This window comes from Chryseobacterium sp. Mn2064 (assembly GCF_049319685.1).
Lineage (GTDB): Bacteria > Bacteroidota > Bacteroidia > Flavobacteriales > Weeksellaceae > Chryseobacterium.
Genome location: NZ_JBMOUE010000001.1, coordinates 1,012,019 through 1,023,642, shown reverse-complemented (window position 1 = coordinate 1,023,642; position 11,624 = coordinate 1,012,019). Strand labels below are relative to the sequence as shown.

Here is an 11,624-nt window from a genome sequence, read left to right as displayed (position 1 = left end):
AAAGATTATTAAATAGAAAAATGAAAAATATTATTTCAAAAGTTATATTAGGAAGTTTTGTAGTAGGTGCAGTAGGAATGGCCAATGCTCAGAAGATTGATGCTAAAGCTAAAAAGATTCTTGATGATATTACTGCCAATTATAATTCTAAAAAGAATTCTTACTTCAAATTTTCTTTTGGAAGCGGCCTAAACGGGCAGGTGACCAAAACAGAACCTGGGATCTACTATGCTGCCGGTGAAAAATACAAACTGAAGATCATGGATACAGAACAGATCTTCGACGGAAGTAAAATCTATAACATCAATTCGGATGATATGGAAGTAACGATTGCCAAACCTAACGGAAGCAGCACCATGTTCTCCCCTATCAACTACCTTACGACTTACAGAAATGATTATAACGTAACTTATAACGGTAAGAAAATGGTAAACGGAGTGAATGCCGACTTCATTAAACTGACTCCAGTAAAATCAAACGGAATAACGGCGGTTTATCTTTTTGTAGATTCTACAAAGAAACAAATGGTAAAACTGGAACAGCACGGAAGCAATAAAGATGTTGCTGTAATTGCGATCAAGGAGTACAAAGAGAACCAACAGCTGGATCCTAACATGTTTGTTTTTGATAAAAATAAATACAAAAACTACGTAGTTACAGAACTTTAAAAAGTAAAAAGGCAGATTTCTGAATCCACTTTAGAAAAAAAATAACAAAATATAAAAAGCCACAAGTAAAATTTGTGGCTTTTTGATTAATTTTGGCGCATGTTAAAAATACTAGACCGATATATCATAAAAACCTTCTTTGGACCGTTTTTCTTTATATTCAGCGTATTGTTTTTCATTTTTATTGTAAACATTATCTGGGTTCAATTGGGGCAATTTATGGGAAAAGGATTAAGCTACTGGCAGATCCTGAAACTTCTTTTTTATCTTGGGGTGAACGTTATCAGTATGGTTCTCCCACTTACCATCCTGTTGGCTAGCATCATGTCTTTCGGGGAATTTGGGGAACGGTATGAGCTTGCCGCAATGAAAGCTGCGGGAATTCCTTTAACCAGAGTTATGACACCTCTATTTGGGATTGCTACCATACTTGCTGTAATGCTTTTCTTCTTTTCCAATAATATCATTCCGGATTTTCAGAAAAAGGCTAAAAATATGCTTTTCAATATTGCTCAGACGAAGCCTGCTATCAACTTTACGCCAGGACAGTTCATTGATCAGATTCCCGGGTACATGGTAAAATTTGACAAGATCTATGGTGAAAATGGTGAAAATATTGAAGGAGTTTTTGTTCACAAAAAAGCAAATACATATGAAAACCAACAGTCTGTAGTAGCTGAAAAAGGACAGTTTGTTCCTGCCAGCAATAAAAACTTCCTGAAACTTGTTCTTTATAATGGATATGTATTTGAAGATGCTTTTGCAGGAAAAGGCGATAATGCAAGACAGAAACAACCGGATCAGGCTATTAAATTTGACACGTTGGTTTCTCACTTCGACATCAGTGAAATCATTAATAAAGCGATTGAAAAAGAGCAGATCACAGATGATTACCGTTTTCAGACGTATAACCAGCTTAACGAAACGGTCGACAGAAGCAAAAAAGAGAATAAAAAATTCTTTGATAATATCGGATATGAAGTACTGAGCCAAACCAACTCGGTGATCAGTTACATGGACAAGGGAAACAAACATAAGGTTGCTCCTAAAGCTCAGATCAAATTAGACTCTGTAAAAAGTGATAAGAAACTGGATATGATCTACTATTCTTACAACCGATTAGAGAACCTGAAAACCACGCTGGAATCTAAAAAGAATGAGTTCAGCACCAATGTAAAATACTTCAGTAAAGTCGTGATTTACCAGCAGAGGATTATTTCTTATTCGGTTACCTGTATTATTTTCTTCTTGATTGGAGCGAGTTTAGGATCTATTATCAGAAAAGGAGGTATGGGACTTCCGGTGATTATTGCGATTGTGATCTTCATTATATTCTACGTTATGAATGTAGGAGTGGAAAACATGTCATGGAGCGGAAAATTAAATCCTTATCTGGCAGCATGGCTTCCTAACTTTATCCTTCTTCCTTTTGGAGTCTGGATGACTTATAAAGCGCTCACCGATTCACAGTTATTTGATGCTGAAAAATACAAAGTGTTCTTTAAGCCTATTACGAAACTCTTTGTTAAGAATAAAGAACATCAGCGATACCAATAAATGTAATTTAAAATTCAACCATAAAAAAGATCCGGAATATGTCCGGATCTTTTGTTTTTTTAGAATATAGAACTCATTACCATTTCAAGATAAAGAGATCATAAAGCTTTCTTTTTTTATAGAAATTTTGAATTCATGATTATATTGAATGAAAAATCTATCTTTGCTGAAGATTTATATATAACCATGAAGAAATTACTACTTACGGCCATACTAGGGCTTATTTCCCTGAATAGCTATGCTCAGGAAGAAACAGCATCTTATAACGGAGAAAAATATGGATACATTATTGATAAAGCAGGAAAAAAGACTGAAGGTGTTGTAAGGCTTCACGGAAGTTACTACAGCCCATGGCAAAATCAGCTGAAAGTGAAATTTGCGGCCCCTGCTGATATCGATAAGGTAAAAAACAAAATCAAATATAAAAACTACGACGCTGACGATATCAAAGAATATATGGTGTATGAAGGAGACACACCCAGAGTTTTTCAATCTGTAAAATACTCGAACGCAAGAGAAGCACTGAATACTACTTCTGACGATATAACAGGATTGAGTGCAGGCTTAAAAGCAATCAATAACCTTTCAAGAAGTTCTCAGTTTGCAGAAGTTGTAGCAGAAGGTAAAATTACAGTATATAAACTATACGGCTATCCGTCATCCGTTACAGCCAACAGTGCCAATGGTGTATCCAGAGAAGAAACCGAAAGACTGCAGAAATATCCTAACTATATCTACTCTAAAAAAGGAGGAAAAGTAGAAGAACTTACTCCCGCAAAAGCAAAAATCATCATTGCGGATTGTCCTTATACAAAAGCAAAAGTAACCAAAGGCGAATATGGCTCGCTGAAAAACGAAGAGAAAAAAAGAACAGGCCTTGGAAAATTCATCAGAGAAGAGATCAGTAATTCTATGACAGATAAAATGACTCTCATCAATGAAGTGATTTATGACTACAACGAAAACTGTAAATAATGGTCAGTTCTACAAACTAAGATATTTTATAAAAGAAAAGCGGTTTTATTGAAAAACCGCTTTTTTATGATTCAAATTTATCTTTTTAAAATATTTTGGGATAGACAATGGAACTTTTAAAACTTATAAACAAAAGCATTGATATTCATCCCGGCTCCTACAGAAGCAAATAAAACAACATCCCCTTTCTCAATTTTATGATGTTCCAGTTCATCATTTAAAATCATGGTCAGCAAAGAAGGGATAGTCGCCACACTGCTGTTTCCCAGTTTGTGAATCACCATCGGCATAATATTTTCCGGAACAGGTGTTTCGTATAATTGATAAAACCGGCTCACAATTGCCTCATCCATTTTTTCATTAGCCTGATGAATGATGATCTTATTCAAATCAGAAATGGAGTATCCACTGTTATCAAGACATTTTTTCATGGCATCTGGAACATTCAGTAAGGCAAATTCGTATATTTTTCTTCCATCCATCTTAATGTATCGTATGGTAGGACAGTTTTCATTGTTATACGACTTTCCAAAATACAGATAATCTTTCTCCTCTAACGTATAAGAAGCTGATAAATGTGCCTTTATTCCAACATCGTCAGTACTGTCAGCTTCCAAAATAGCAGCGCCAGCACCATCGGCATAGATCATACTATCTCTATCATGAATGTCTGTCACACGGGATAATGTTTCGGCACCAATCACTAAACAACGTTTTGCAATGCCGGCCTTAATAAAAGCGTTTGCCTGAATGACTCCTTCAATCCATCCCGGACATCCAAAAACGACATCATATGCCACACAAAAATTATTTTTTATTCCCAGCAAATGCTTCACTCTTGCCGCAAGACTGGGAACCATATCCGACTGAACAGTTCCAAATCGAACATCCCCGAAATTATGTGCGAATATAATATAGTCAAGCGTTTCAGGATCTATCTTAGCATTTTCTATTGCTGAACGGGCGGCAATGTATCCCAAATCCGAAGTTACTTCTGTACTGCGAGCGTATCTTCTTTCTTCAATACCTGTAATTTTTTTTAACTTGTCTGTAATGGAGGCATTATTTTCTTTTAATAATATGCCTTGCTCATTAAGAAAAACATGTTGATCAAAAAATAAGTTGGTTATTGTTTCAGATGGAATGTAATTACCTACCCCGATAATCTTTGTCATTAATTAAATATTTAATTTCTTGTTGATAATAAAACTGGAGAAATAATTCTCTCAATATATAACGAGCTAACGTAAGAACTTATCAATATCGTATAAACTTCGAAAGTATTTTCACAAAAAATCTAAAGAAATAATATGCAGTCCTCAGTATCTCTGCTGTTAAAGATAACAAAACCTGATGATATAAAAAAAGAGGTTCCTCAAAGAAACCTCCTTATTATTTCAAAAACTGAAAATTATACTTTCATAATTTCAGCCTCTTTTGTCTTAAGATGCTCGTCACAAAGCTTTACATATTTGTCAGTATAAGTTTGAATCTCCTCTTCTACTCCTTTCACAACATCTTCAGAAACTCCGTCCAGCTTTTTAAGTTCCTTCAAACCGTCCTGTCTTGCGTTTCTTACTGTCACTTTAGTTTGCTCAGCTTCTACTTTAGCCTGTTTTGCAAGCTCTTTTCTTCTTTCTTCTGTTAAAGGCGGTACATTAAGGATGATGTTTTCTCCGTTGTTAGAAGGAGCAAACCCCAAGTTTGAGTTGATGATTGCCTTTTCAATAGCATTGATCGCTGTTCTGTCCCAAGGTTGAATAGAGATTGTCATTGCATCCGGTACAGAAACATTGGCAACCTGGTTGATAGGAGTCGGTGCTCCGTAATATTCTACCATTACATCCTGAACCATAGCTGTAGAGGCACGTCCTGCTCTAATTCTTTGAAATGCATGATCCAAGTGCTTTACAGCCGCATCCATGTCCTGTCTTACAGATTCTAATATAAGATCTAATTCTTCCATTATTATAGTATAGTTTGATAAATTACACATTTTAATATAATCTGAAAATCAAATAGTTAAATAACACAAATCGCCTATTTAAAGCTGTTTTTCAATGCTTTTTTACTATTTTTTACTATTCAGTGGTGCAAAAATAATGATTGTTTTTGATATTTCAGCAAAGCAATATTTCATTCTTTAGAATTTAAGCTTTTATTATACAGCAAAAGAGATTAATTTAATCTCTTTTTATTATTACCAGTTGTTATCTGTATCGGAAGGTTTGTTCATTTCCTGTTTTAAATCAGACACATTAAGTTCAACACTATCTTTTATGAATTCCTTAATGTCTTCCCATGCAATATCTTTAGGATTACCCCAGCTGGGTTGTGGAGCTTTTTCTGCCGTTGTTATTAATCCATAATCTGTATTTTTACAACTGAATCCTTTAGATCCTTGATGTACAAAAGAATGAAATACATATTTATATCTGCCATCTTTAACAAAAATACTAAGTGTTAATTTAACAGGCCCTTCCACACATGAGGCTCCATAGTAACTCTTTCTCTTTCTATAATCTATTGTACCACTAGCTACTAATTCTCCAGCAGCTTTGTCTTCTATATCAACTGAGCTTTTCTTTCTATTAAAATTCCTGCCAATCCAGCTTCTAGCTCTATTATATAATTCGTCTTTCGTAATATTGGGATCAACACTTACTACTTCCACATATTTTAATTCTTGGGAATGAATAAAAATGCTTATTAAAAAAACAATTATTAATAATAGTTTATTCATATTAATATGCATTAAAAATTAGATTATCTGATATTATTCTTAGCAATAATTTCTAAGTAATATTCACTTTGTTTTAAAGCATCTTTAACAGAAGCTCTAACTACATAATAAGTGATGATGCTGCCAAATACAAGGCCTAAAAACATGGGTATGATTAAAGGTAATAAAAGATCTGTCATGGTTTTAATTTTTCCACAAATATAGAAATACTATAAGTACACAATTTTATGGAAACCCGTAGTTATGTGGTTTGTAAGAATTATTTTTTTGTTACATATTAAAACAATCCACTTTATAAAAACATATAACGCTGGTTAAATACATTATTCAGATCTCCTTTTATTTTTAGAGAAATTCGAGTACAAATACCTATTGTAAACATCGGTTATTTCCCCTTACAGCGATCTCTTTTTTTATAACGTATTTTACTTTATTGAAAGTTTAATTCATAAACGACAAAGAACACAGACAAGAATAAGCAGCATGAAAAATATTCAGACCAAAAAATCTGGATCACGTCAACGGAAAACAGGTCTTGATTATTGTAAATATTAATTTTAAAACATTCAGATTATGACAAATCCATCTTTAGATGCCTATCAACAGGTATTTGGCCTGGCTTGTTTAGCAGACCGTGCGGCACAGTACAACGGAAATCAAGCTCAATTGCAGCAACAGCTTCAGTATGATTTATCCTATTATTTCAACAATGTTCCGCCCGTGGAAATAATGAACCAGACAGAACCTTCAACAGCCGATCCTTCCATTCCTCCATTGCTGGGAAACTGGAATCTTGTATGGGGACCCGCTCTGATTGAAGAAACAGATGAAGACGGCAATCCGACCGGTGTTGCTGATAATGCGTTATATGTAGTTCAATGTGACAGCGTTGCTTTTCCTGGAGGTCCTACTATCCCTGCTTATGTAGTTGCTATTGCGGCAACCAATCCTTCTTCACTTTACGATTGGGAAACAGAGGATTTTTCAGTATCAGAGATTATTAACTGGACAACGTACAATCCTTCTGATTTTACTCCGTCAGCATATAACGGCTCTGATCCTTATATTTCAAAAGGAACTGCTACAGGGATCAGTATCCTCCTTAATCTTACAACGGTAGAAACGGCAGTATCACCTAACACAACCCTCGAAAAGTTTCTTACGAGTTTGAAACCAGATCCGAACACCGCTATTATTTTTTGTGGACACAGCCTTGCCGGAGCATTATCTCCTACCCTTGCATTATATTTAAAAGAGCATGCATTACTGGATGCTTTTGCTTTTACTCTCGTATATCCTACTGCAGGTCCTACCCCTGGTGACATCACTTTTGCTGAAAGATTCAATACTACTTTTCCTCCATTACCAGAGGGTTGGATATTACAATCCGGAGATTATCAGCATTGGAATACGATGCATTGGAATGATCTGGATGTGGTTCCACATGCCTGGGCAAATGAAGACCTGCAGCTGATTGCAAAAATATATGGAGCGTCAACAGATTTCTTTACAGGTTTAAAGCTTGATGCCCTACAGAAAATTGCGATCGATGATGGATCAAAATCAGGAGCTCCTTATACAAGAATACAAAATCAGCCACTTCCGGGAACTATTCAAAGTACATATGGAAGCCATTCTATGAATACACCTCCCCAGTCTTTGAATGATTATTTTTACCAGTTGGCTTCACAACATACAGATCTGTACACAGGTACTGAAGATAGCAACGGCAATCCACTTTTACATGGGCTCATTCTACCACAGCCTATTCCACTTCCTACAACCAACAATCCTTTACCTCTAGTACCGGGAGTAACAAAAGTAACAAAGGATGAAATGATTTTAAAAGTCATCAACCAAATTATAGACTGGATCTTATCTCATCTGGTACTTTCACAACAAGAAAATAGTTTGCGGAATGCTGAAACCGATGAAGTACAAAGTTTTTAATTTCCGAAATGTTATCCATACAAAAAGCACCTGTACAGCCCAAAACTGTAGCAGGTGCTTTTAATTTTATATCACTTACACTGTTATGATAATATCAATTGTAAGTTTTATTCTTTTATGATACTTTATTTCTCAAAGTAATTTAAATACCTTAAAAATAGTATATAATTTACAACAGAGTTATAAAGTACATGTTAAGCAAATGATAACTGATGCGTAATAATGATTAATTTTTCACATTATTCATCCGAAAATCTGAAGTCTGACTATAAATCAACCAGAGTTCCTACATTTTCACCATCTACGATTTTCTCTAAATTCCCGTCTTTATTCATGTCGAATACGATGATCGGCAATTTATTTTCGTGGCTTAAAGTAAAGGCAGTCATATCCATTACTTTAAGGTTTTTCTCAAATACTTCATCGAAAGATAATGAGTTGTATTTTACAGCATCCGCATTCTTTTCAGGATCGCTGTCGTAGATTCCGTCCACTCTTGTTCCTTTCAGGATTACATCTGCTCCTATTTCGATAGCTCTTAAAGTAGCCGCTGTATCTGTAGTGAAATAAGGGTTTCCTGTTCCGGCTCCGAAGATTACAACTCTTCCTTTTTCAAGGTGTCTTACGGCTCTTCTTTTGATGAAAGGCTCAGCTACTTTATCCATTTCGATAGCAGACTGAAGTCTTGTTTTGATTCCTGCATCTTCCAGAGCACCCTGTAATGCCATCCCATTGATAACGGTGGCAAGCATTCCCATATAATCACCCTGTACTCTGTCCATTCCTTTTGCAGCCCCTGCTACACCACGGAAAATGTTTCCTCCTCCAATGACGATCGCTACTTCACAGCCTTTTTCAACTACTTTTTTGATCTCAGCAGCATATTCCTGCAGTCTTTCATTGTCAATACCGTACTGTCTGTTCCCCATTAATGCCTCTCCGCTTAGTTTCAGAAGGATTCTTTTATATTTCATCTTTTATTTTTAGTAACTTTTTATTAGTATCGGTTTCCCCGAAATTTGATTTTGCAAATATAATCATTAAAAATATTGATAAAAGAAAAATATTTAATTAGAAATAATGTTAGAAATATTTTGAAAAGTACGAAAAAGGATTATTTTTGCATTAATTATAAATTGAGTTGAAGAAAATTATCATTTTTTCATTATTTCTATCAGGAATTGTTTCTTATGCACAAACAGGAACAAACGTGTATCCGTTTTTAAATGTACCTGTATCCGCAAGACAGGCTGCTTTGGGTGGAGATGCAATTTCGATAAGAGATTATGATGTTTCCTTTGCTATTGCAAACCCGGCCCTTTTAAATAAAGATTCAGACAAGCAGCTTTCTGTAAATGCTACAGCCTACCTTGCCGATTCTAAATACGGAACTATAGCTTATGCTAAAGACTTTGATAATGGTCATATGGCCACCATCAATGCAAGGTACATGAGCTACGGAAGTATTCCGAGAACGGATGAAAGTGGTTTTCAGGATGGAGAATTCAAAGCTTCCGATGTTGCTATTGGTGCGGGCTACGCCTACCAGTTTGAAGAAGACTGGACCATCGGTGGAGGACTTAACTTCATTACCTCAAAAATAGATAATTATACTTCTTCCGCCATCTCAGGAACGGCGGGAATTACCTACCACAACAAAAAGAACAAAGAAGTACTTTCCCTTGTCCTTAGAAATTTCGGGTTCCAACTGAAATCCTTCAATGGAGACAGAGAAAATCTTCCGTTCAGAATAGATCTAGGATATACCAAAACTTTAAAAAACTTCCCTCTGGCCATCACTGTTACGGCACATGATCTTCAGGAATTCAATATCTCTCAGGATCTTAATAAAGATGGACAGAAAGTAAATGCAGGAAGAAAAATTGCAGACCATTTCTCATTAGGTGCAGAACTATTCCCTGACAAAAATTTTAACATCCGATTGGGGTACAATGTAAAAAGAGGAAACGAACTTGCTGTAGCAGACCAAAGAAACTTCTCAGGGCTTTCCGGAGGTTTTGGAGTGAAAGTATCAAGATTCCGCATAGATTATGCACACATAAGATATCACAACTCATCGAATGTCAATCAGATAGGTATTTCTATGGATCTTTCCAGCCACAGAGGAGAGTAACTGCCAAGGTGGGAAATTCTTAAAATAAGCAAGAAATTTATCTGCTTCTCTTGATTTTTAAGAAAAAATCTTGAAATTTGCAGAATGAAAAAACCTGTAATAGCTATCGATGGGTACTCGTCTACCGGAAAAAGTTCTATCTCTAAAATCATTGCAGATAAACTGGGACTTATTCATATGGATACAGGAGCGCTTTACAGAGGTGTTACCTGGTATGCATTGCAGCACTGTGTGAATGAAGATGGTGAAATTGATCTGAATACCTTATTTTCCTCATTTGACCAGATCCATCTTGAGTTTAAAAACAATGACGGGACACTGATCCTTTTCCTTAATAATACCGATATCTCTAAAGAAATCCGTACCAATATTGTTTCGGACAATGTAAGCCTTGTTGCCAAACAGAAGGAAGTAAGAGACTTTTTGCTGCAGTCGCAACGTTCTTTGGCAGAAAAAGGAGGCGTTATTATGGATGGACGTGACATAGGGACAGTAGTTCTGCCAAATGCGGACTATAAATTCTTCCTTACTGCCAGTATTAACGAAAGAACCAACAGACGTTTTCTGGAACTGAAAAGCCTGGGAATGGAAGCGGATAAAGAGCAGGTAAAACAAAACCTTATAGAAAGAGACAAAATCGACAGTGAGCGTGAAATAGCCCCTTTGAAGCAGGCTGACGACGCTATTGTTATTGATAATTCTGAGCTTACCAAAGAAGAAACGATCGATCTTATTCTATCTCACATCGAAAAGATTTAACAATTTTTAATAGGCTCAAAGCCTCCTTTGGTACACAAATTGTAAGTTTTATTACTGTAAAAAACTAATCTATTATTAATTATTAAAAAACTTAAAATGTCTAGAAAAGGAAATAATACAGCAGGTATATTGGCAGGACTTTTAGCAGGTGCTGCAGCAGGTGTAATCTTGGGAATGCTTTACGCTCCTGAAGAAGGAAAAGAAACCAGAAAAAAAATCAAAAACAAAGCGAATGATTTAAAAGATCAGGCTAAAGATAAATACGGAGAGGTTTCTGAAAGAATGAAAGACCAGTACAGCAATATTTCTTCTACTTTTAAAGAAACAGCAAACAGCGTTGCACATACCGTAAAAGACGGATATGACAAATATAAAGATCAAATTGTTTCTAAAACTGCAGACGTTGTAAAAGACGTAGAAGCAGAACTTAATGATCTGAAAAAATAAAAGTAATTTATCTTTTTTAAGTAAATTACAGAAAGGAACTTTTGTGCGAAAGTTCCTTTTTTTGTAACTTTAAAAAAAAACAATGATAGAAACTATTAAAGAATACGCATCTAAGAGAATCGATCTTCTGAAAATTGAAGCCACCGAAAAGTCTTCTCTTTCTGCCGGGCTCATTACCTACTTTGTAGTACTGCTTGTTGCTTTTGCTTTTTTTATTATTCTTTTCAACTTTGGAATTGCTTTTCTTATTGGCAAAGCATTGGATAACTATTCCTATGGATTCTTGATTGTTGCTGCGTTTTATGCCTTGGTAATGGCCTTCGTTATTGCTTTCAAAAATAAAATCGTTAATACAGTTGCAGATCAGGTTATTAAATTTTTAAATCATTAA

General features: G+C 35.3%; 13 protein-coding genes. 8 read left to right on the top strand and 5 right to left on the bottom strand.

Annotated elements, in window-relative coordinates:
• Window positions 1-20: 20 nt before the first annotated feature.
• The 3 genes from ACL9RH_RS04450 to ACL9RH_RS04440 all read left to right on the top strand — a co-directional run bounded on the left by ACL9RH_RS04450 (window position 21) and on the right by ACL9RH_RS04440 (window position 3,200).
• Window positions 21-668: a LolA family protein gene (locus ACL9RH_RS04450; protein ID WP_422692134.1), complete on the top strand. Its 648-nt coding sequence runs from the start codon at window positions 21-23 to the stop codon at window positions 666-668.
• A 99-nt stretch (window positions 669-767) separates the two neighbouring features.
• Window positions 768-2,225, top strand: a complete 1,458-nt coding sequence (locus ACL9RH_RS04445) for an LptF/LptG family permease (RefSeq protein ID WP_422692133.1) — start codon at window positions 768-770, stop codon at window positions 2,223-2,225.
• Window positions 2,226-2,411: 186 nt separating this feature from the next.
• Window positions 2,412-3,200 carry a hypothetical protein gene (locus ACL9RH_RS04440; RefSeq protein ID WP_422692132.1) on the top strand — a complete coding sequence of 263 codons (789 nt, stop codon included), beginning with the start codon at window positions 2,412-2,414 and terminating at the stop codon, window positions 3,198-3,200.
• Window positions 3,201-3,316: 116 nt separating this feature from the next.
• Here the strand turns inward: ACL9RH_RS04440 and ACL9RH_RS04435 are convergent, their stop codons facing one another.
• From ACL9RH_RS04435 to ACL9RH_RS04420, 4 genes are all read right to left on the bottom strand, one after another.
• Entirely contained in the window at window positions 3,317-4,375 is a 1,059-nt protein-coding gene (locus tag ACL9RH_RS04435; RefSeq protein ID WP_422692131.1) for a 3-oxoacyl-ACP synthase III family protein, read from the bottom strand.
• A 236-nt stretch (window positions 4,376-4,611) separates the two neighbouring features.
• Window positions 4,612-5,166, bottom strand: coding sequence for a ribosome recycling factor (gene frr / locus ACL9RH_RS04430; RefSeq protein WP_422692130.1), 555 nt, complete (start codon window positions 5,164-5,166; stop codon window positions 4,612-4,614).
• Between the two features lie 234 nt (window positions 5,167-5,400).
• Window positions 5,401-5,943, bottom strand: a complete 543-nt coding sequence (locus ACL9RH_RS04425; protein ID WP_422692129.1) for a DUF4468 domain-containing protein — start codon at window positions 5,941-5,943, stop codon at window positions 5,401-5,403.
• Window positions 5,944-5,966: 23 nt separating this feature from the next.
• The gene (locus ACL9RH_RS04420) at window positions 5,967-6,122 is read right to left on the bottom strand and encodes a hypothetical protein (protein WP_422692128.1); all 156 of its coding nucleotides are present in this window, start codon (window positions 6,120-6,122) and stop codon (window positions 5,967-5,969) included.
• A 394-nt stretch (window positions 6,123-6,516) separates the two neighbouring features.
• On the opposite strand from ACL9RH_RS04420, the gene ACL9RH_RS04415 reads away from it, so the two are divergent.
• On the top strand, window positions 6,517-7,893 hold the full coding sequence (locus tag ACL9RH_RS04415; RefSeq protein ID WP_422692127.1) for a lipase family protein: 1,377 nt from the start codon (window positions 6,517-6,519) through the stop codon (window positions 7,891-7,893).
• Window positions 7,894-8,159: 266 nt separating this feature from the next.
• Here the strand turns inward: ACL9RH_RS04415 and pyrH are convergent, their stop codons facing one another.
• Window positions 8,160-8,867 (bottom strand): UMP kinase, encoded by a 708-nt coding sequence (pyrH, locus tag ACL9RH_RS04410; protein WP_076355472.1) that lies wholly within the window; start codon window positions 8,865-8,867, stop codon window positions 8,160-8,162.
• 167 nt (window positions 8,868-9,034) lie between these two features.
• Here pyrH and porQ point away from each other — a divergent pair, with 167 nt between their 5' ends.
• The 4 genes from porQ to ACL9RH_RS04390 all read left to right on the top strand — a co-directional run bounded on the left by porQ (window position 9,035) and on the right by ACL9RH_RS04390 (window position 11,624).
• Window positions 9,035-10,027: a type IX secretion system protein PorQ gene (gene porQ, locus ACL9RH_RS04405; RefSeq protein WP_422692126.1), complete on the top strand. Its 993-nt coding sequence runs from the start codon at window positions 9,035-9,037 to the stop codon at window positions 10,025-10,027.
• Window positions 10,028-10,111: 84 nt separating this feature from the next.
• Entirely contained in the window at window positions 10,112-10,786 is a 675-nt protein-coding gene (cmk, locus tag ACL9RH_RS04400) for a (d)CMP kinase (RefSeq protein ID WP_422692125.1), read from the top strand.
• 96 nt (window positions 10,787-10,882) lie between these two features.
• The gene (locus tag ACL9RH_RS04395; protein ID WP_422692124.1) at window positions 10,883-11,233 is read left to right on the top strand and encodes a YtxH domain-containing protein; all 351 of its coding nucleotides are present in this window, start codon (window positions 10,883-10,885) and stop codon (window positions 11,231-11,233) included.
• 82 nt (window positions 11,234-11,315) lie between these two features.
• A complete protein-coding gene (locus ACL9RH_RS04390) occupies window positions 11,316-11,624 on the top strand; it encodes a phage holin family protein (RefSeq protein WP_047496002.1) in 309 nt (102 codons plus the stop codon).

Excerpts from the sequence above, each read along its gene's own strand:
- ACL9RH_RS04450 (WP_422692134.1), top strand. The coding sequence starts at position 21 with ATGAAAAATATTATTTCAAAAGTTATATTAGGAAGTTTTGTAGTAGGT.
- ACL9RH_RS04445 (WP_422692133.1), top strand. The coding sequence starts at position 768 with ATGTTAAAAATACTAGACCGATATATCATAAAAACCTTCTTTGGACCG.
- ACL9RH_RS04440 (WP_422692132.1), top strand. The coding sequence starts at position 2,412 with ATGAAGAAATTACTACTTACGGCCATACTAGGGCTTATTTCCCTGAAT.
- ACL9RH_RS04435 (WP_422692131.1), bottom strand. The coding sequence starts at position 4,375 with ATGACAAAGATTATCGGGGTAGGTAATTACATTCCATCTGAAACAATA.
- frr (WP_422692130.1), bottom strand. The coding sequence starts at position 5,166 with ATGGAAGAATTAGATCTTATATTAGAATCTGTAAGACAGGACATGGAT.
- ACL9RH_RS04425 (WP_422692129.1), bottom strand. The coding sequence starts at position 5,943 with ATGAATAAACTATTATTAATAATTGTTTTTTTAATAAGCATTTTTATT.
- ACL9RH_RS04420 (WP_422692128.1), bottom strand. The coding sequence starts at position 6,122 with ATGACAGATCTTTTATTACCTTTAATCATACCCATGTTTTTAGGCCTT.
- ACL9RH_RS04415 (WP_422692127.1), top strand. The coding sequence starts at position 6,517 with ATGACAAATCCATCTTTAGATGCCTATCAACAGGTATTTGGCCTGGCT.
- pyrH (WP_076355472.1), bottom strand. The coding sequence starts at position 8,867 with ATGAAATATAAAAGAATCCTTCTGAAACTAAGCGGAGAGGCATTAATG.
- cmk (WP_422692125.1), top strand. The coding sequence starts at position 10,112 with ATGAAAAAACCTGTAATAGCTATCGATGGGTACTCGTCTACCGGAAAA.
- ACL9RH_RS04395 (WP_422692124.1), top strand. The coding sequence starts at position 10,883 with ATGTCTAGAAAAGGAAATAATACAGCAGGTATATTGGCAGGACTTTTA.
- ACL9RH_RS04390 (WP_047496002.1), top strand. The coding sequence starts at position 11,316 with ATGATAGAAACTATTAAAGAATACGCATCTAAGAGAATCGATCTTCTG.